We start from the raw sequence: 19,681 nt of genomic DNA, 5'->3' as shown, positions 1-19,681 counted from the left end.
AAAATGAGCAAGATTGATAAAGCAACACGTATCCTGCTAGCAGGCTTCTGTATCAACCTTTGTCTTGGCATCCTGTATGCTTGGAGTGTATTTAACAAAGCGCTAGTAACTGAAGCTGGTTGGAGTGCTGCTGAAGCATCTTCACCTTACGCTATTGCAACTATCACATTCTCTGTTTGTCTTCTTGTTGCGGGCATCCTACAAGACCGTATGGGTCCACGTAAGATCCTTATCCTAGGTACAGCGCTTACTGGCCTAGGTATGATTGCTTCTGGTTTCGCAACAACACCTATGATGCTAAACCTAACGTTTGGCGTGATGACAGGTGCTGGTATCGGCTTCGGTTACGCATGTCTTTCTCCATCAGCAATGAAGTGGTTCCATTCTTCTAAGAAAGGTATGGTTAACGGTCTAATCGCTGCTGGCTTCGGTCTTGCTGCTATTTACCTAGCACCACTAACTTCTGCGCTAATCGATAGCATGGGTATCCAAACAAGCTTTATGATTCTTGGTGTTGGTGTACTTGCAATCGCAGTACCTCTAGCGGCAACGATCAACAACCCACCAGCGGATTACACGCCAGCTGAGCCTAAAGTAAAAGAAGGCCAAGCACCTAAAGCGGTTAAGAAGACTGAAGACCTAACGTGGAAAGTAATGCTGAAGACTCCTCAGTTCTACTCTCTATGGATCATGTACGCATTTGCTGCTTCTGTTGGTCTTATGATCATCGGTAACATCACTACGATTGCTAGCGTTCAAGCGAACCTACCAAACGCGGTTTACCTAGCGTCTATCCTTGCTGTATTCAACTCAGGCGGCCGTGTTGCTGCGGGTATGCTTGCAGATAAAATCGGTGGCGTACGTACTCTACTTCTAGCGTTCATCCTTCAAGGCGCGAACATGGCTCTATTCGCTACGTTCAACTCTGAATTCACGCTAATCATTGGTACAGCAATCGCAGCTGTTGGTTACGGTACGCTTCTAGCAGTATTCCCAACACTAACTGCTGAGTTCTACGGCCTGAAAAACTACGGTACTAACTACGGCGTGCTTTACACGGCATGGGGTATCGGCGGCGCTATCGGTGCAGCAGTTGTTGGTTTCTCAATGTCAAACGGCGAAGGTTACGGCCTAGCTTACACAATCTCTGCAGTTATGATGGCAGTGTGTATTGTTCTAGCAATCATCACTAAGCCAATCTCTGAAGCTAAAGTTGCTGAACTAAAAGCATCACAAGCTTAATCAACAGAAAAGATTGAATTTGTTACTGAAGAGCTTAACCTTAGGGTTAGGCTCTTTTTGTATCAAGCGACTTCTCCATTGACGACCGAAACTACTCCCCAACTCTCCCCTACTTATTATCTCGACAACTTCAATCGATTGGTTGAACACGCGCAAACGCTCTACCCTGATCTTCTGAGTGACGATGAGTGCCGTTGGTTGTCTGAATACAAACGTCTTTCTGTTTCAAGCCAATGTTTAATGGTTCGTTTACTTTCTCGTAAAGGCTGTTGGTTTCGCAGCGATAAACTCAACTATCTAGAAATTCCTGACTTAAATAGCACACTACAAGAGCTGAGCGACTCAGGCTTTATTATGTTAAGTCATCCCACAAAGCAACATAACCTCGTAATTAATGAGGTCGAACTCGGATTGCACTTACTCACTAAACCAGAGCTGTTGAATGTATTCCCCGCCCTTAAGAGCAACAGATCTGCCAAGAAAGATAAGCTGTTGTTACTGCTTGATCAGCAGTCTTTCGACCAATTTCGAAACCTAACCTTCGACTGTATTTATGTCGTCCAATCTCAAGTGATTGATGTATTACTGTTGCTATTCTTTGCCAACACCTATCAAGACTTAAGCCAATTCGTGTTAAGCGACCTTGGGTTCAATACCTTTGAGAACTATCCATTAAGCAAACAGCGCCGCTTCTTCACTTCTAGAGATCAACTCAATCAATTGCTCCAGATACGCGATATTCAACGCTTGTATTCAGAAGGTGACCGCAAAGACGGTGAGTTTCTGGAGCTGCTTTTAAACTCGATTTCTGAAGAGTCAGAACACAAAAGCATTGCTAGAAAACGATCGCGATTGATCAATGACCTCGCACGTGACCTAGAAAGGCTTAACCAAAATGACCAAGCTACCTTTTGGTTCAAACAATCGGAACTTCCTCCGAGCAGAGAACGACTTGCGCGCATCTATGACAAACAAGGAGAGTTAGACTTAATGCATGACACTGTCACGCAAATGCAAGCTACTCCATCGGATGTGTCAGAGCTAGAGGTCGCGGTTAAGCTTGAACAGAGGTTATTACGGAAGCAGGGCCACAAGGTCCCTCGCCCTTCAAAGCCAAGTTGCGCGCAGATAAAACTGGAATTAGACCTCAGCCAAACGCGAGTCGAGCTTGCGGTAAAGCAACATTTTGAAAGCCAGGGCTGGGATGTCTACTTTTCTGAAAACAGTTTTCTGTGTGGTTTGTTCGGTTTGGCTTTTTGGGATGTCATTTTCTCTGATGTCGAAGGTGCTTTTATCAATCGTTACCAACATCGGCCACTGGACTTGTATCACTCAGACTTTATAGACAAACGAGCCGAGCAAATTGAAGCTGTGTTCCAAACCCTATCCGAACACGGGCTGAACCACTTACTTGAGAACTACGATGAAAAGCAAGGCATCGCTAATCCCTTTGTTCATTGGAATCATTTCCCTAAAGCACTCATCGAACACAGCACGGAAGCTATTCCTAACACCTTGATTATCGACCTCTTCAAAGTGTTATTGAGTGACTTAAAACTATTTAGAACCGGGATGCCCGATTTGATTGCGTTCAAAGACGAACGGTTTCATTGGATTGAAGTCAAAGGCCCAGGAGATAAGCTGCAAGACAACCAGTGGCGCTGGATCAAAGAGTTTGAGCGATTGTCTGTCCCTTTCTCTGTTTGTTACGTCAATCAATGAGTCTTACTCTTAGCTCATGGCTGTTAGCTCTTAGTGCTTAATCTGGCTGGGTCTAAGCCCTAATTTATGAGCAAAAGCGAGTGACGTGCATCGACAAGTTACTCGGTTCCATCAAGATCTTATCTATAAGATTGTTAGAACATGAGCATTTTCAATCATTTTCGATATAATTAGAGAAAATGCTTAATATATAAATACGTATGAATTTGAAAAAACTCTTCATTTTAGCTTTTGTTAGCGTCTTCTCAGGTTGTGCCGTCTACGCAGGTTTAAACTTCGACGAGTTATTTGGTGAGCAACAAGTACGCGATCGCCAAGCCCCTATTCTTTCGGCTCAAGCACAGCACTTCATTAACGAAGTAAAACCCATCATTGATAACCGATGCGTGGTTTGTCACGCTTGTTATGATGCGCCCTGCCAGTTAAAGATGTCTTCAGTAGAAGGTATAGACCGAGGTGCAAGCAAAGCACTCGTTTATCAAGGTACCCGTTTAACTGCTTCTGCCCCTACTCGCTTGTTTGAAGATGCTATAACCACACAAGAGTGGCGTGATGCGGATTTTCATCCTGTCCTCAATGAGCGTATGCAGAACTCAACCGCTAACCTCGATGCAGGTCTTGTTTCTCGTATGTTGATCCAGAAAGAGAATCACCCTCTACCCGATCAAACCCAGCTAGAAGGTTTCGACTTTTCAACCGACCGAGACCAACAGTGCCCAACGATTGAAGAGTATGCCCAATATGAGAGAGATTACCCAACTTGGGGAATGCCGTATGGGATGCCGAATTTAGATAAAACAGAATACGCAACTTTAATGAGTTGGTTAGAAAATGGCGCGTTGATGAACGACCATATCCCGCTGAATGATGCGGAACAAGAGCTCGTTAATGTCTACGAAAGCTTTTTAAATAAAAGTGACAATAAGAGCCAACTTTCAGCTCGTTACATCTATGAGCACCTGTTTTTATCTCACGTCTATTTTTCTGATTTAGCTCAACCCACACGTTTCTTCACTGTTGTTCGCTCTGCAACACCACCAGGTGAAGCGGTAAAACGCATCACGACTCGTCGCCCTTATGACGATCCAAAAGTAGACCGTGTTTACTACCGCCTGATTCCAGAGCAAGGCAGCATCGTCGACAAAACGCACATGCCTTTCGCACTTAATAAAGAACGTCTACAAAAGTGGAATAACTGGTTTGTCGATGCGAATTACTCAGTAAAACAACTTCCTAGTTACAACATTGATGTTTCTGCTAACCCAATGACTTCGTTTGAAGCGCTGCCAGTAAACTCGCGATTCCACTTCATGTTGGACAATGCTCAAAACACCATCATGGCCTTTATCAAAGGGCCAGTGTGTCGAGGTCAACTTGCTCTAAACGTGATTAACGATCGTTTTTGGATTTTCTTCATTGACCCCGAGAAAGCCGACTTACCAGAAATAAACGCCTTCTACGCGAGCCAAAAGAAAAACTTAAAGCTACCTAGTGAGCTAGACAGCAATACGGTTCCTGTCACTAATTGGGTAAGATACGCGAAGCAACAAGCACGATACCTAAATGCCAAATCAGACTTCACCAACCAATGGTTTGAAAGTGGCGTAAACCTGGACACTGACATCATTTGGGATGGCGATGGCGTCAACCCAAATGCAGCCCTCACCATCTTTAGACATTTTGATAGCGCATCTGTTGTGCAAGGGTTAGTTGGCACGCAACCTAAGACGGCATGGATTCTTGATTATGCTCTTTTAGAACGCATTCATTATCTTCTCGTCGCAGGCTTCGATGTCTACGGTAACTTTGGCCACCAACTGATTACACGCATGTTCATGGACTTCTTACGCCTTGAAGGTGAGAGTAATTTCTTAACCCTTCTTCCTAAAGACGTGCGACATATTGAACACTCAAGTTGGTATAAAAACCAAAGCACACAATTGAGCGACTACTTGCAGCGTAATATTGCACCTTTTGAACAACCAACCAGTGTGGTTTACAAAACGGCCGATCCTAAGCATGAACTGCTTAACATGATCAAAGATAAGCTCGCACCTGTCCTCGATAATCGCTTTGATATTGTTGAAACAGGTTTTGGTAAAAAGAATGAAGCACTGCTTAATCAAGTGAATTTGATTAAGGGAGAAGGCCTACGTCATGTACCTCAATTAGTCATGATCATGATTGAAGGCGAAAACGGCGAAGAGCAGCTGTTCACCATGATTCACAATAACGCTCACAGCAACATTTCTAGCCTTTTTAATGAAGAAGGTAACCGCGATTATGCCAATGATGACCTTACGCTCATACGAGGCGTTGTCGGTAGCTACCCTGCGGCTTACCTGTCATTAACTGAGAATGAGATTCCGACTCTGGTTAAAGCGCTACAAAGCTTAAACACAGAAGAAGACTACGTGGCCTTGCTAGACAAGTTTGCGGTACGACGCAGTTCTAGCGAGTTCTGGCCATTCAGTGACCGAGTGCATCGTTGGTATCAACAAGACCAACCAATTGAGTTTGGTTTGTTGGATTACAACCGCTTTGAAAATAGATAATAAGTAATAAGCCTTGGTTTTAGTTCTAGCTCTTGGGAGAGATTAGTTTTAAGAGGCTAGTCGTTCTGAAAGAAGGCTCACTTGCTCGATATAAAAAATCCTCTGACGATATTCGTACAGAGGATTTTTTGTTGGTCTTGCTGATTGGGTATTGCTTAAAACAAACTTACACCATTAAGCAGAAACATAAGGGAGGAGAGCCTCTAACGAATCTTTAACCAATTCAGATAAAGCTTGGTCGTTATCTCTGTACTGCAGTAATGGGGCTTCACTTGCTTCAATGCTCTGACATAAACTGTACAGTGCTGATAAACCCAAGCTACCTGCAGATCCTTTAAGCTTGTGCGCCAAAGACTTCACTTCTCGTCCATTATCGGCTTCACTCGCCTCGACTAATTCATTCAAAGTAAGGTTGCTGCTCTCCTCGAAAAGCACAACGATTTGCTTCATTTTCTCTAAACCAAGAATCGATAGGTCACCCTCTATCACTTTGGAATCAATCAGTTTCACCGGAGCGTCTCCTTCATCTTGAGAGTCAGTTATAGTAGTGTGCTTAGCCAAAAGTTCAACCATCTGTGTCGAGTACAATTCATCACTGTTCCCCTTAATAACACGGTTACCATTTTGCTTACACACAGCATCATTTGGATCGGGCTGTGGCAACAATAGTTTTTTACCATCGAGTTGAGCAACGATGAGCTGAGAAAGTGCTTCCTTTTCTAGCGGTTTAGGCAAGAAACCATCAAACCCTGAGGCTAAATAACTCTCGACTTCCTCATTGAATACGTGAGCTGATACTGCAATCATAGGTGGTACTTTACGCGTGGCACTTTGCTCATGTTGGAGCGCATCTTCTTTGAGTTGTTGAATTAGCTCGACGCCATCACAGTCCGGTAAGTTAATGTCCACCAGCGCAATATCAAACTCTTGCTCACTGAATATGGCTCTCGCTTCTTGTCCAGTTGTCGCTATCACAACATCGTGCCCCAGGTTATTCAAAAAGCCTTCGGCAACAATACAGTTCACAGGGTTGTCTTCAATCAGAATGACCTTCGCTCGGATGCAAGCTTCAATGACCGTTGCTTTCGTTTCAATTTTCTCACCTACTTCAAGTGGCAATGAGAACCAAAACTGACTGCCCTCGCCTTCTTCCGAATGAACGCCAATATCCCCATTCATTGCCAACATGATGCTTTTACTGATCGCCAATCCAAGCCCTGTGCCACCGGTTTTGTTGCGACCGCTGTCGGTTTGAGTAAAGGCATCAAACAAACACACCTGTTCACTTGCATCAATACCGACACCGGTATCTGACACTTCAAACATGACGCGATTTTCATCTTCGACATCTAAGCTAATGAAGATATCGACCGAACCACTTTCAGTAAACTTAATCGCATTGCCGACCAAGTTATTTAAGATTTGGCTGATTCGTGTTACGTCGCCACGCCAATAGCGTTGAACATCACTTTCGATATGGAAATCAAAATTTAGCTTCTTCTCAGCAGCTCGCCCTTCCATTAATTGGTAGGTGTCTTGAACCATCTGATGGAGATCAAACGAAGCTGTACGTATTTCTAAATGTCCCGCTTCTATCTTGGAATAATCCAACACATCATTCAAAATCGCGAGTAGGTTCTTACCGCTGCGGTTAATGATGTCAGCGTAGCCTGATTGCAACGGATCTAGCCCGGTATCTTTGAGCAATCTTGCGGTACCTAACACACCGTTCATCGGTGTTCGTATTTCATGACTCATCGTCGCAAGAAAAGCGGATTTCGCTCGGCTTGCTTGTTCTGCGGCGTTGCGAGCTTTCGCGTGATTGCCCACCTCGACATTCAGCTTCTCATTGGTCTTCTGCAGCTGATAGGTTCGGTCTGTGACCAACTCTTCTAAGTGTTCTTTGTGCTCTTCAAGTTCGCGTTTCGCCTTTGCTTCACCCACCGCAACCACTTGCAGCGCCTGCGCGGTATTTCTGGCAGTGATGATCGCCTCGCCCATATGAGCCAACTCATCATTACCCTTAACCGAGATATCAATATTCAGGCGACCTTGTGCGATAGACATCAAAGCCGATGAGTATTCAGTAAGACGTTTCACAACCGAGATATACACCACACGCCACACGATAAATGCGACGATAACCAAACCAATCACCGAAATCACAGACAGTGACCATTGAGCAAGATTCAACGTGCTGGTCAGCTCATCAACCGCTTTTTTGGTGCTTCGGTTTGAATCATCAACCAGTTGGTTAACTGTTGTATTCAATTGAGAGAACAACTCTAAGGTATTTTGCATCAGAAACTCTGACTTTTTGGTGTTCTCATATTGTTCTAACGAAATATCGAACACGACTTGGCGTTTTCTGAGCTCTTCAAGAAGCTGAGACATCTGCGCTGAACGAGTAGGATCTTCGACCGCTTTAACGCGGCGTGCCATGATTCTTAGATTGGAATCAAACTCAGATTGGATTTGATGAATACGTTCTACGTTGGTAACGGTTTGCGTTTCTTCAATTTGGTTAAGCATTTTGAACGCCAGCAAATGCAATTCGTGTAGGCGCTCAGACAAATCAAGGTCAACCTCTACAAGCGCATCTAAGGCTTGGTAGGCTTTATCCGTCTCTTTGGTTTCTAGCAGGTCATAAATATGCGTGACGTTAGCAACCGCAATGGTGGCCGTGTTCAAAACTTGGGTTCGTGTCAGCTGCTCTAGCTCTTCGGCAAGTAAGCGCATCTCTTCGACACGAGACGACAGCTCTTTGTTTAACCAAAGCTTACGCTCAACCGACACACCCAACTCAGCCAGTGTGTTAATAACGCTTTGAACATTATTTTCGAGTTTATTAAGAAGTTGAGAATCGAAACTATCGACACCAAGATCTTTGATATGCTGAAGAAGTGACTCAAGTTGATCGAATAGTACTGTGCCAGCCTCTTTTCTTTCTGCTTCATTTCTCGCATTAGAAAGCGTTTGTACTGACGAAATAATACGGTTACTCAACTCAGAAACCTGACGAGCTTCGATCATGGCAGGAAGCGCCGAATCAACGACGTTTCTTTCGGTTTTTGCTACAAAGCTAAAACCAGAAACACCAATCAATGCAGACAATAGAACCAACAGTGCCATCACTAAGAATGAGGCCAGCAGCTTGCGTCCAATACTCGCTGAAGCTAACAACATAAACTCTAAACCTTAAAACGTTCTTCTTTACCCATGCAGAATACGCTATATTTTGCAGTGTTTCTTATCTAAAACCAATAAAACGGCAATTCATGCTATCTAGATCTTTCGCTTCAAAAATTCTTTTCTCACTATTGGCCTCAGTGACTACTGTCGCAAGTGCTAGCGAGCCTTTGAGCCCAATAAAACCCGCCGAAGCCACATCACACAAAGAGAAAATTTGTGCCATTTATCCGCACCTCAAAGACTCTTATTGGTTGTCGGTAAACTATGGAATGATCTCTGAAGCAGAAAAGCAGCAAGTGGAACTAAGAGTTTTGGAAGCTGGCGGTTACCCCAACGTGGCCAAACAAGCCTCACAACTGGTACTTTGCACACAATGGGGAGCCGATGCCATTATTCTTGGCACAGTTTCACCTGATGCTTACCATGACAACCTTACTGATTGGGTTGGCTCAACGCCTGTGTTTGCGACGGTCAATGAGTTAACCGTCAATGAAGAGCAACAAAAGGTATTGAAAGGCACCGTCGGTGTCGACTGGTATCAAATGGGGTTTCAAGTCGGCGAGTTTTTGTCAAAGAGACACCCAAAGGGATCCGGCGAAACGCCTATCGCCCTGCTACTTGGCCCTCAAGCAAGTGGCGGTACAAAGCCTGTTGCACTTGGCTTTTATGATGCGATCAAGTCGAGCGATATCAAAATTGCGATCAGCTATTGGGCAGATAACGATAAAGAACTACAGAGAAACCTAGTACAGCAAGTCATTGAGCAGCCGGGTATTAAATATATTGTGGGAAGTGCCGTCGCGATTGAAGCAGCGATCAGTGAGCTACGAGCGGCCGATAAAACAGAAGAGATTGGGTTAATTTCGAGTTACTTAAGTCACGGAACCTACCGTGGTTTACTTCGTAACAAGGTACTTTTTGCACCAACAGATAAAATGGTTGAGCAAGGTCGCTTGTCGGTAAAACAAGCCACCAGTTACTTACGCGGCCGATCTTACGAGCAACACAGCGCACCAATTATCGAAGCGCTGACACCAGCAACACTCAAAGATCAAATTATCGCCGACTCATTGTCACCTTCTGAGTTTCGTCCGGTATTCAGTGTGAATCCTTAGTGCTATATTGGCTGAAGAACTCAAAACAATAAAAACGAAACAACAATTTAGGGAACATTCATGCAAAAAACGACGCGCACTATGCCAACGCACAAGCATATCGCTTTGGTCGCTCATGACCACTTCAAACCTGAGCTACTAAGATGGGTTAAAGAGAACAAAGAAAAACTACAAAAGCACTTCCTTTACGCAACGGGCACAACAGGTTCTCTACTGAGTAAAGAGACGGGCTTGGCAATCAAGAGCATGATTAGTGGTCCTATGGGCGGTGACCAACAACTTGGCGCGCTTATCTCTGAAGGCAAGATCGATATGCTGATTTTCTTCTGGGATCCACTTAATGCTGTACCACACGACCCAGATGTAAAAGCACTGCTTCGTATCGCAAGTGTTTGGAACATTCCTGTGGCAACCAACCGCGCTACCGCTAACTTCCTATTTAACTCTTCACTGCTTGAAGAAGAAGTGATCATCGAAATCCCAGATTACGAAGCGTATCTTGCTGAACGTACTTAACGCTTAGTTTGACTGAATCATACGTTACATACTAAAAAGCCTGCACAATCGCAGGCTTTTTGTTCGTCTGAATATAGGGATATGGACTACTTGTCACTCCACACTGCCATTTCGTTGCCACTTGGCTCTCTAAAATGGAAGCGCCTACCACCAGAGAAACTGAATATCTCACGGTTTACCTGTCCACCAGCATCCATCACGTCACGTTCAGTTTGCTCAAGATCTTGGCTATAGAAAACCATCAGCGCTGCGCCGTTATCCGTATTCGATGCCAGATCCGCCAAATAGAAGCCGCCCATTAAGCCTTTACCTTCAAAAGCAGAATACTCAGGGCCATAGTCTTCGAAGCGCCAACCAAACACTTGGCTGAAGAACGCCTTAGTTGCTGCGATGTCTTTCGCAGCAAATTCAATGTAGTTAATAGAGCCGTGTTCCATAGCAAACTCCTTCTGCTTTATGCGTCTGCCTTGTGATATTAAGGCAGGGCTTGAAGATCTAATATTAGACAATCACGTCAGGTAACATCACTTTTTACGAACAACGGGGTAATCAGAACCATGCAGCTCTTGCACAAAGCCAGAACCGTCACCGCTGTGCGTAATCCATACTTTCTCTTTTGCCCGCGTCATTGCTACATAGAACAAACGACGCTCTTCCGCATAAGGGAACGCGTCTGATGATTCAGTCAATGCGCCATCAATATGCAGCTGTTTCTTCTTGGTCGGGAACTGTCCTTCGTCAACACAAAGAATAATCACAAAGTCCGCTTCTTTACCCTTACTCGCGTGGCAAGTCATGAACTTGATATCAATGGAGGTGAAGATCTTCTTCCAGTCTTCCAACAACTCTGGTTTGTGGTAATGGTTACGTCCAAGTAGCAGTACAGACTTATTGGTTTTGCCTTTAGATTGGCGGTTCAATTGGTCGAGGATCTTCTCAACTTCTTTGCTTGGCGCACTGTACACCGCCTTCTGCTTCTGTTGCTTGAAGCTGTTCAGTTCTTTCGGAATCTGAATTGGGTTTTCTTGTACAAAGCGATTGGCAACTGCACCTAACTGATTGTTAAAGCGATAAGTGGTATCTAGGTGATGAATCGTCGAGCTCTCAAAGCGGTCTTTAAAGCCGGTCGTGAGATCCACATCGGCGCCTGCAAATTGGTAGATTGACTGCCAGTCATCACCTACAGCAAAAATAGAGGCTTGGTGCTCGGCTTTAGACTGATTGCAAAGCGCCTCAACCAAGGCAAGACGATCTGGCGAGATATCTTGATACTCATCGATCATGATGAACTTCCAAGGCGAGATAAACTTGCCCTTTTCAATATACTGAGTCGCTCGGCTGATCATGGTTGAGAAGTCGATATGATTCTGTTCTTTCAATTCTTTTTGCCACGCTGTCACACATGGCCAACACAGTGAAAGCTCACTGTTAAGACGTGTATAGTCTCGGTGATCAATCAGCTGTTGCTGTACTTCTTTTTTGGTTAAGCCCGACGCATTCAACTGTTCAAGCTGCTTTTCAAGCCAACCAATAAGTTTAAGGTTTGAAACATGACTACCAAGCTCGTCATCACCGGTTAAATAAGCAATTGGCCATTTAGATAAGTGCTTCTGCCAGCGTTTGAAGTTGGTCGGCGTCATCCAATGCTTTTTCAACCAATCAATGCACCATGCTTGGCGTTGATTGTCATCGAGTGCTAACGGAGAAATAACCACGCGTTCCGGCTCAACCTGATTAAGGATCTTTAAACCCAACTGGTGGAAAGTACTGACTTGTACCTTCTCTGCTGATAAACCAATTTTACTGTCGAGGCGCTGTTTCATCTCTTCAGCTGCTTCTCGGCCAAAGGCGAGCAATAACATCTCTTCTGCTTGAGCTTGATGGCTTTGCAGTAAATACGCGACGCGAGCAGTTAGAACACTGGTTTTACCCGAGCCTGCACCCGCTAAAATAAGGTTGTGATCATCATTCATCAACACCGCATATTGTTGCGATAAGTTCAGTGGGGACGATTCACATTGAGCGAACAATACTTCCCAGTTTTTTCGCTCGGTCTCTAGCCATTGCTGATTTCTTTCAGCTTGCTTGATTTCCGTTTCAGACAACCATGGCTGCATGCGAGCAATGCGATTTGGCATGCGTTGCGCCGCTTCCTCAAGGGTCATGGTCATGTTTTCTAGACCTGAGTTGACCATATCGACCCAAGTCTTAACTTTAGAATGCGCTAGAAAGGCTGGTAGCTGCTCAAGACGCGTTAATTCGGTTTCCCATTGAGGAACGTGCTCAGCTAGTTGTTCACATTGTGTGTCATGCCACTTCTGATAAGCAGCAACCGATGCGCGTGCAAATTGACGGCATTGATCCCAAGGTAGGCCTTGTACTAACCAACTGCGCTGTGTTCCGTCCTGTTGATTAGCAAAAAATTGTAGCGAGCCCCAAAACAATCCGCGTTTGATCGCGATCTTGCCACTCCAAATAGTAAACGGGATACGCTCTTCACTGCCTACTGAAGATAACAGCAAGCGTGGACCATCAAGTTCAACCTGATGATATTCATTTTGAATAAAAAACTGTGCAGTCTTGTTAGCGCTTAGCTGCATTGGAGTGTGCTCTTAATTGGGAATATTGAATTTATATCATGATGCAATGAGAATTAATAATATCTCATATCTTATCGACGCTTTCATGACCACCTACGGGCAATTATGGATAAGTATCAAATTCTTGTGCTTGATTTCTGTTAGGATTATGGTTTTTAGTGTGTCAAGTGAGCGACTGTGGACTTTTCAGCCAAATTACGCCTCTATTGGGCGAATAAAACCATAAATTACAGCGTATTAATTCTCATCACTCTGCTCGGTGTGGTGGTGCCTGCTTGGTATTATGGACAAAACACACTGATCACGCCTTTGATCTTAGGCGTTATTGCAGCGGCTCTTGCGGAAAGCGATGACAGCTTTACCGGACGCTTAAAAGCACTTACGCTGACCTTTATCTGTTTCGCGGTTGCGGCTTTCTCTATTGAGCTTCTCTTCAATACGCCTTGGCTGTTTGCGATAGGGCTTTTTGTTTCAACTTTCTCCTTTATCATTCTCGGGGCAATTGGCCCTAAATACGCGAGTATCGCGTTTGGTTCTCTCTTAGTTGCCATCTATACCATGCTCGGTGCCCATGAGAGCACCAACCTTTGGTTTCAACCGCTTCTACTGTTAACTGGTGCCGCTTGGTACTACTTCATGTCGATGATTTGGCAGATAGTGTGGCCAATGCAACCTGTGCAGCAAAACTTAGCCACGGTATTCGATCAAATCGGTAATTACATCGATTCAAAAGCGGAACTCTTCTACCCCGTTTCAGACTTGATTCCCCAACCACACCGAATCATTGAAGCCAAACTCAACGCGAGTACCGTTAATGCACTCAACATGTGTAAAGCGACACTGCTTAATCGCTCTAAACGCGGACACATTGATGGACCAAGTGACCGATTTCTTAATACCTACTTCATCGCACAAGATATTCATGAACGCGTAAGTTCAAGCCATTATCGTTATCAAGAACTGGCAAAGCACTTTGAACGTTCTGACGTGTTGTTCCGATTTAAGTATCTACTGGAAGCCCAAGCCACAGCTTGTAAAGAAGTGGCGAGCTCATTGAAAGTGGGCGCTGAATACCAGCATGGTGACAAATCTGTACTGGCACTTGATGAGCTGATGTCTTCACTTAACCATCTACACCAACAGAACAAGCCCGAGTGGAAATCGCTGTTAAACCAATTGGATTACTTATTCAATAACCTGGCAACGGTTGAAAAACAGCTATCGAATATCAGTAACCCAGACGCAGAGAAGATTGAAGAAGGTGTATTAGACGACACCAACCCACACACGTTGACGGCAATGTGGCACAAAATCAAAGCCAATCTGCATACCGACTCTATGCTGTTTCGTCATGCGATTCGTATGGCGATCACGCTGACACTCGGCTACGGAATCATCCAAGGGTTTAATATTGAGCGTGGTTACTGGATCCTGCTAACAACACTGTTTGTTTGCCAGCCAAACTACAGCGCAACCCGCCAGAAGCTGACCGCCCGTGTTATTGGTACTGTGGCAGGCCTATTGGTTGGCGTACCGCTACTGACTTTCTTTCCTTCCCAAGAAAGCCAATTGGTGTTCATTGTGATCAGTGGCGTGATGTTCTTTGCTTTCCGAATCAATAACTACGGCTTCGCGACCGGTTTTATCACACTGCTTGTGCTCTTCTGCTTTAACCAATTAGGAGAAGGCTACGCGGTGGTGTTACCAAGACTAGCGGATACCTTTATTGGTTGTGCCCTCGCCGTACTTGCGGTCATTTACGTATTACCGGATTGGCAATCGAAGCGACTGCACAAAGTGATGGCGGATGCGCTCGATTCCAATAAGAATTATCTCGCTCAGATCATTGGTCAATACCGTGTCGGTAAGAAAGACAGCCTCAATTATCGTATCGCTCGTCGTAGTGCCCATAATAATGATGCAAACCTAACTGCCGCTATCAGTAGCATGCTGGTTGAACCCGGTAAGTACCGTACTTCTGAAGATGAGAGCTTCCGATTCCTAACACTCAACCACGCTCTACTCAGCTATATTTCGGCTCTGGGGGCTCACAGAACACGTATTGATGATGAGGCGACACACAAACTGGTGTTAGATGCGCACAGAGTAATCCACGAGCATCTAGACGCTCTAAATGATCAACTCTATTCTCATCAAGAACAGTGTGAAGTGAAAAACGCTTATGACCCTGAACTGGATAAACGTCTGAGTGAGTGGCGAGAAGAAGATGAGAGTTCTGTCAGAATGGTTCTACAGCAGCTCCATTTGATTTATCGAATGCTTCCAGAACTGCATACCTTAGCGACCAAGTTTGCAGTCAAGGTTAAGATCGATAAACCGTTTGAAACAGAAGCTTCATGATTAACAAACAAAATACTGTAAAAACAAAAAGATAACGCCAATCGCTCACCTTTTGATCACCAGCCGTATTTATACATTGCTTTACCCATACCCCAAACTGGGTAGAGCAATTACTTGCCTACCCTTATGCCACAAGGGTTACAGGAGTTTTTACATTGTAGGAATTCTCTGACTTTGATTGACCAAGCCTTAACTTTGCCTAACATTTCTCGGACAAAAAACGACCACAGGAATTTATAGTTGTCTTAGTTTCAGGAAATTTCAAACACCATTTAATATTCGATTAATCTTGTTTGATTTCCTGTATCAGTAGGCTATGCTCTATAGAGCATATGGATTTGAACTAAGGTCACATTATGAACACACAGCAATTTGAAGCATTTAAGCAGCAAATACAGCTTCTTAGTCCACAGCAATTAAAAGCACTTCAAGGTGAAATCGACGGCAACCTTGAAACGGAGAAGCCTTGTTTGCTTACTGAAGAAGAGTTAAACGCGCTAAATGACCTGTTCAGTTAATAGACAGACATCACTATTTTAGCTTAAGTTCACATTTTCACCGTAAATTTCATCTGTTCACCATTGCGCTCAAAATATCGTCCGCCTAGACTCATTTCATACGTCAATAAAAGGTTCTGCTATGTCGATATCTGGTATTCAATCTGGTTACGCGATTATTCAGCAGTCAACTAACATGGCTGAAGAAGCTGCAATCGAGCTCAACCAAGCCTCCAAACACTCTTTAGAATCCGACGACACTTTCCAAGTTAGCGATCTCAGCTTTAATCAAATAGAGCCTGAACAATCCATTTCCTTTAAAGATAAAGAACCTGAACCCGCTTCATCCTCAACCGATTCCTTGATTAAACTGACACAAAGTGCAAGTTACAACCGCGTTGGTGCGAGTGTGGTTGATCGTCAAAACGAAGCCATCGGTAGCCTTCTCGACATTCATATCTAAATTACACTCAAATACAGCCTATATTTTGCGAAACTTTGCTGCTTTTTGCTTCAACAACCACACAAACTGTAACTCATTATATCAGGCGCTTGTTTCTGGTTTATTACTCGGTAGAATCAGCGCAAACCAATTTTCTGCACAAACTTTACTTCATACTATTTATGCCAAAACTAAATCTGCATCGCCGTGACTATGTTTCTATTTTAGGAGGCGACATCTCCGCAGACGAATTAGAAAAAAAGCTTCAACCTCATTTTGAAAAGCCAGTAAATAAACTGACACCTAGCCCCTACCTGACAGAAAAGAATCTCACACGCCGTTGGACTGCTCTCGATAACTCAGAATCACAAAAAGAGCTACTCGACTCCCATACCGAAAGTCAGATTCAAGCTTATGAAAAAAACATCGAACACTTCATTGGCACGGTTAAAGTGCCTGTCGGTGTCTCTGGCCCATTAAGAGTCAATGGCTTATTTGCTAAGGGCGATTACCTCGTACCACTCGCAACCACAGAGGCAGCGCTTGTCGCCTCTTACAATCGTGGTTCCAAACTGATTACGGCTTGTGGTGGCGCAAGTGCTATGTTGCTCAATGAAGGTGTAACGCGTACTCCTGGTTTCGCATTCCAAGGATTAGTTGAAGCTGGGCAGTTTGTGGCTTGGGCTGTGACTCAATATGACCAATTCAAGATCTTGGCAGAATCAACAACCTCACACGGCAAGCTTACCGACATCAACATCAACATCGAAGGCAACCATGTCTACTTGGTGTTTGAATTTCTAACTGGAGACGCTTCTGGTCAGAACATGGTAACCATCGCAACTAATGCTGTGTTTGAATACATCATTGAAAATACACCAGTTCAGCCTGACCATGCTTTTCTTGATGGCAACTTATCGGGCGACAAAAAAGCCAATACCCAAACCTTACGCAGCGTTCGTGGCAAAAAGGTAACAGCCGAAGTAAACATTTCTGCTGAGCTTGTTGCTAAGTACCTTCACACCACACCAGAGAAGATGGTTCAGTTTGGCCAGATGACCACTGTCGGCGGCGCTCTGAGCGGTACGATTGGTATCAATGCCCACTACGCGAATGCACTAGCAGCGCTCTACATTGCTTGTGGCCAAGACGCAGCGTGTGTTGCTGAGTCTGCGATTGGTATGACTCGTATGGAACTCAACAAAGAAGGCGGTTTATACACGAGCGTGACCCTACCTAACCTGATGTTAGGGACTGTCGGCGGCGGTACTGGGTTACCAAGCCAAAAAGCATGTCTCGATTTGTTAGGACTACACGGTAATGGTAAATCACAAGCCTTAGCCGAAGTGTGTGCTGCGCTGTGTTTGGCTGGCGAGTTATCGATTGTCGGTGCATTCTGTGCAGGCCACTTTTCACGAGCTCACCATAAGCTGGCTCGCAAATAACCTTAATCCGATTTGGCTTGATCGTTTTTGTCATTCATGCAAAATCACAAGCCAACCTGAATACGTGAGTCACACATGGATTACTTACACTTATCGAGAGTGAGCCTTAAGCACCTCACTGCGCTGCATATTATGCTGAACACCCACAGTGTTACTCAAACGTCTGAGCAGCTTTGTGTCAGCCCTTCGAGTGTGAGTAAAACTCTGTCTCAGCTACGTAGCATCTTAAATGACGAACTGTTCTACCGAGATGGGACCAAGCTCATCCCGACTCCCTTTGCGCTTCAAGTCGCACCAACGGTTCACGCGATTCTTTCTAGCATGAATGGATTGCTCCATCAGAAGAGTTTTAGCCCTCAAGAGTACCAAGGCAGTTTTTCTCTTTCGATGCGCGAAAGTACCTTCGAAGTCTTTGCCTCAAAGATAAGTCGAATCACCACCGAACTCGCACCAAACGCCAAACTCAACATCTATTCGAAACAACAGCTCGGCTTCGATGCTTTGCTTAGCGGCAAGGTGAACTTGATCCTGTTGCCCCATGATATATCTCAGCCGCCGACCGACAACAAAGAGCTGGTTTGGGAAACAATTCTTCCTGACGAGATGGTTTGTTTGATGGGCGCACACCACCCTCTTGCTCAGCAAGAACTGACCGTGGAAGGCTACCTAGATTACAAGCACATTGGGATTTTAGATAACGAACTGTCTCAACCTTACTTTGAGCAAAGCTTGGTACAACGTCACAAACCTAGAGAAATGGCCATATCGGTCGCGGACTTTGGGGCTGCGGCTGTACTTTGTCATCATACTCCCTTCCTGTTCACTTGTTCGAAGCAGTGGGTTAAGCATGCAAAGCAAGCTCAGGGCTTAGTGAGCAAACCCTTGCCTTTTGATTACGGCAAGGTGGCGTATAGCTTAGTGTGGAACAAGCCAAATATGAATGATCAGGCCATCAAATGGTTGCGCGACTTGTTCTTAGAAGCTTAATCCTTTTAATGATTTAACGTTGTTTTAAGCCTGGCTGAGCGTCTAAACAATTTAAAAGCTAGGTATAGACCTCAGGCGTTTGCATAGGTCTTTGAACTATCGTGTAGAGCTTATCGTGAAAGCTCTGCATCTGCTGTTCGGTGCATTTCGGCCAATCTAACGCTTCGCCAATCACACCATGATGTTGAAACGCATTCAGTCGAATTCGAACATCACTTGGTAGAATCTTCAAGTAACGCCCCACCTGTTCAATTTCATCTTCAAGGTCGCTTTTATTCGGAATATGCAGCAACCTAACTTCGTGCAGTTTTCCTTTATCTGCTAAGTAGTTAATGGTTTCAAACACCCTATGGTTGCCTCTGCCTACTAACCATTGATGTGTTTCCGATTGCCATGATTTTAGGTCAATCATCGCACCATCAAGATAAGGCAATATTCGCTCCCACCCTTGCAGTGACAGCGAACCATTACTATCAATAAAGCACGTGAGATGCGCTAACTGTGGATCACTTTTAATTGCTTCAAACAGTTCGATGATAAACGGCAGTTGCATGGTCGCTTCACCGCCAGAAACGGTGATGCCACTTAAGAAAAACTGATTATGCCTAACGAGTTCAAGTACTTCCGAGACCGTCATTGTGGTAATTTTCGGGCTCGACTTGTGATCGCAGATATCAATGCACTGATCGCAGTTGGTGCAGGCTGCTGGGTCCCACTTCACTTGGCCATCAACCATGCTTAGAGCATCGCTTGGACACCCGCTGATGCAGTCTCCACAGTGGTTGCAGTGATTAATGGTGTGTGGGTTGTGACAGGTTATACAATCGAAATTACACCCCTGTAAGAACAGTACTAAACGATTTCCCGGGCCATCAACACAAGAAAAGGTCAGCACACGGCTGACCTTCGTTTGTTTTTCTGTCTTATTATTTTTAACCCTAGCCATTTGAGTTGTTAGATCAGAAACTTTCATAATTTGTATTGTTTGGTTATGGGTATAGTTAGAT

At 44.5% G+C, this 19,681-nt stretch carries 15 protein-coding genes; 10 read left to right on the top strand and 5 right to left on the bottom strand.

Features of this window, described 5'->3' with window-relative positions:
• The first annotated feature begins 3 nt into the window (after nucleotides 1–3).
• The 3 genes from CWO27_RS08035 (at nucleotide 4) to CWO27_RS08025 (ending at nucleotide 5,519) form a co-directional block, all read left to right on the top strand.
• Nucleotides 4–1,242: an L-lactate MFS transporter gene (locus CWO27_RS08035; RefSeq protein ID WP_102431516.1), complete on the top strand. Its 1,239-nt coding sequence runs from the start codon at nucleotides 4–6 to the stop codon at nucleotides 1,240–1,242.
• A 57-nt stretch (nucleotides 1,243–1,299) separates the two neighbouring features.
• Complete coding sequence (locus tag CWO27_RS08030) at nucleotides 1,300–2,964, top strand: VRR-NUC domain-containing protein (protein ID WP_102431515.1); 1,665 nt, start codon at nucleotides 1,300–1,302, stop codon at nucleotides 2,962–2,964.
• 200 nt (nucleotides 2,965–3,164) lie between these two features.
• A complete protein-coding gene (locus CWO27_RS08025) occupies nucleotides 3,165–5,519 on the top strand; it encodes a fatty acid cis/trans isomerase (RefSeq protein WP_107898809.1) in 2,355 nt (784 codons plus the stop codon).
• 174 nt (nucleotides 5,520–5,693) lie between these two features.
• Here the strand turns inward: CWO27_RS08025 and torS are convergent, their stop codons facing one another.
• Both torS and CWO27_RS23970 read right to left on the bottom strand, forming a co-directional pair.
• Nucleotides 5,694–8,705 (bottom strand): TMAO reductase system sensor histidine kinase/response regulator TorS, encoded by a 3,012-nt coding sequence (gene torS / locus CWO27_RS08020; protein ID WP_102478868.1) that lies wholly within the window; start codon nucleotides 8,703–8,705, stop codon nucleotides 5,694–5,696.
• A 64-nt stretch (nucleotides 8,706–8,769) separates the two neighbouring features.
• Nucleotides 8,770–8,934, bottom strand: coding sequence for a hypothetical protein (locus CWO27_RS23970; RefSeq protein ID WP_243655949.1), 165 nt, complete (start codon nucleotides 8,932–8,934; stop codon nucleotides 8,770–8,772).
• Between CWO27_RS23970 and torT the strand changes: the two genes are divergently transcribed.
• On the top strand, nucleotides 8,879–9,826 hold the full coding sequence (torT, locus tag CWO27_RS08015) for a TMAO reductase system periplasmic protein TorT (protein WP_371714192.1): 948 nt from the start codon (nucleotides 8,879–8,881) through the stop codon (nucleotides 9,824–9,826). The genes CWO27_RS23970 and torT overlap by 56 nt on opposite strands.
• Nucleotides 9,827–9,886: 60 nt before the next feature.
• Complete coding sequence (locus tag CWO27_RS08010; RefSeq protein WP_017064778.1) at nucleotides 9,887–10,342, top strand: methylglyoxal synthase; 456 nt, start codon at nucleotides 9,887–9,889, stop codon at nucleotides 10,340–10,342.
• An 86-nt stretch (nucleotides 10,343–10,428) separates the two neighbouring features.
• Here the strand turns inward: CWO27_RS08010 and CWO27_RS08005 are convergent, their stop codons facing one another.
• Both CWO27_RS08005 and helD read right to left on the bottom strand, forming a co-directional pair.
• Complete coding sequence (locus CWO27_RS08005; RefSeq protein ID WP_102530008.1) at nucleotides 10,429–10,779, bottom strand: VOC family protein; 351 nt, start codon at nucleotides 10,777–10,779, stop codon at nucleotides 10,429–10,431.
• An 87-nt stretch (nucleotides 10,780–10,866) separates the two neighbouring features.
• Nucleotides 10,867–12,942 (bottom strand): DNA helicase IV, encoded by a 2,076-nt coding sequence (gene helD / locus CWO27_RS08000; protein ID WP_102478871.1) that lies wholly within the window; start codon nucleotides 12,940–12,942, stop codon nucleotides 10,867–10,869.
• A gap of 177 nt (nucleotides 12,943–13,119) precedes the next feature.
• Here helD and yccS point away from each other — a divergent pair, with 177 nt between their 5' ends.
• The 5 genes from yccS (at nucleotide 13,120) to CWO27_RS07980 (ending at nucleotide 18,674) form a co-directional block, all read left to right on the top strand.
• On the top strand, nucleotides 13,120–15,303 hold the full coding sequence (gene yccS, locus CWO27_RS07995; protein WP_048660380.1) for a YccS family putative transporter: 2,184 nt from the start codon (nucleotides 13,120–13,122) through the stop codon (nucleotides 15,301–15,303).
• Between the two features lie 356 nt (nucleotides 15,304–15,659).
• Complete coding sequence (locus tag CWO27_RS23565) at nucleotides 15,660–15,821, top strand: hypothetical protein (RefSeq protein ID WP_165690294.1); 162 nt, start codon at nucleotides 15,660–15,662, stop codon at nucleotides 15,819–15,821.
• Between the two features lie 121 nt (nucleotides 15,822–15,942).
• Complete coding sequence (locus CWO27_RS07990) at nucleotides 15,943–16,263, top strand: hypothetical protein (RefSeq protein ID WP_048660381.1); 321 nt, start codon at nucleotides 15,943–15,945, stop codon at nucleotides 16,261–16,263.
• 161 nt (nucleotides 16,264–16,424) lie between these two features.
• A complete protein-coding gene (locus tag CWO27_RS07985; RefSeq protein WP_102478879.1) occupies nucleotides 16,425–17,687 on the top strand; it encodes a hydroxymethylglutaryl-CoA reductase in 1,263 nt (420 codons plus the stop codon).
• Nucleotides 17,688–17,762: 75 nt separating this feature from the next.
• Nucleotides 17,763–18,674 carry a LysR family transcriptional regulator gene (locus tag CWO27_RS07980; protein WP_102478872.1) on the top strand — a complete coding sequence of 304 codons (912 nt, stop codon included), beginning with the start codon at nucleotides 17,763–17,765 and terminating at the stop codon, nucleotides 18,672–18,674.
• Between the two features lie 58 nt (nucleotides 18,675–18,732).
• Here CWO27_RS07980 and CWO27_RS07975 read toward each other — a convergent pair whose 3' ends face one another.
• Entirely contained in the window at nucleotides 18,733–19,647 is a 915-nt protein-coding gene (locus tag CWO27_RS07975) for a YjjW family glycine radical enzyme activase (protein ID WP_102478873.1), read from the bottom strand.
• Between the last annotated feature and the right edge of the window lie 34 nt (nucleotides 19,648–19,681).

Origin of the sequence: Vibrio sp. 10N.286.51.C3 (assembly GCF_003050065.1) — a bacterium.
Lineage (GTDB): Bacteria > Pseudomonadota > Gammaproteobacteria > Enterobacterales > Vibrionaceae > Vibrio > Vibrio crassostreae.
Note: the sequence above shows the minus strand (reverse complement) of the source record. Positions and strands in the feature narration are given on the sequence as shown.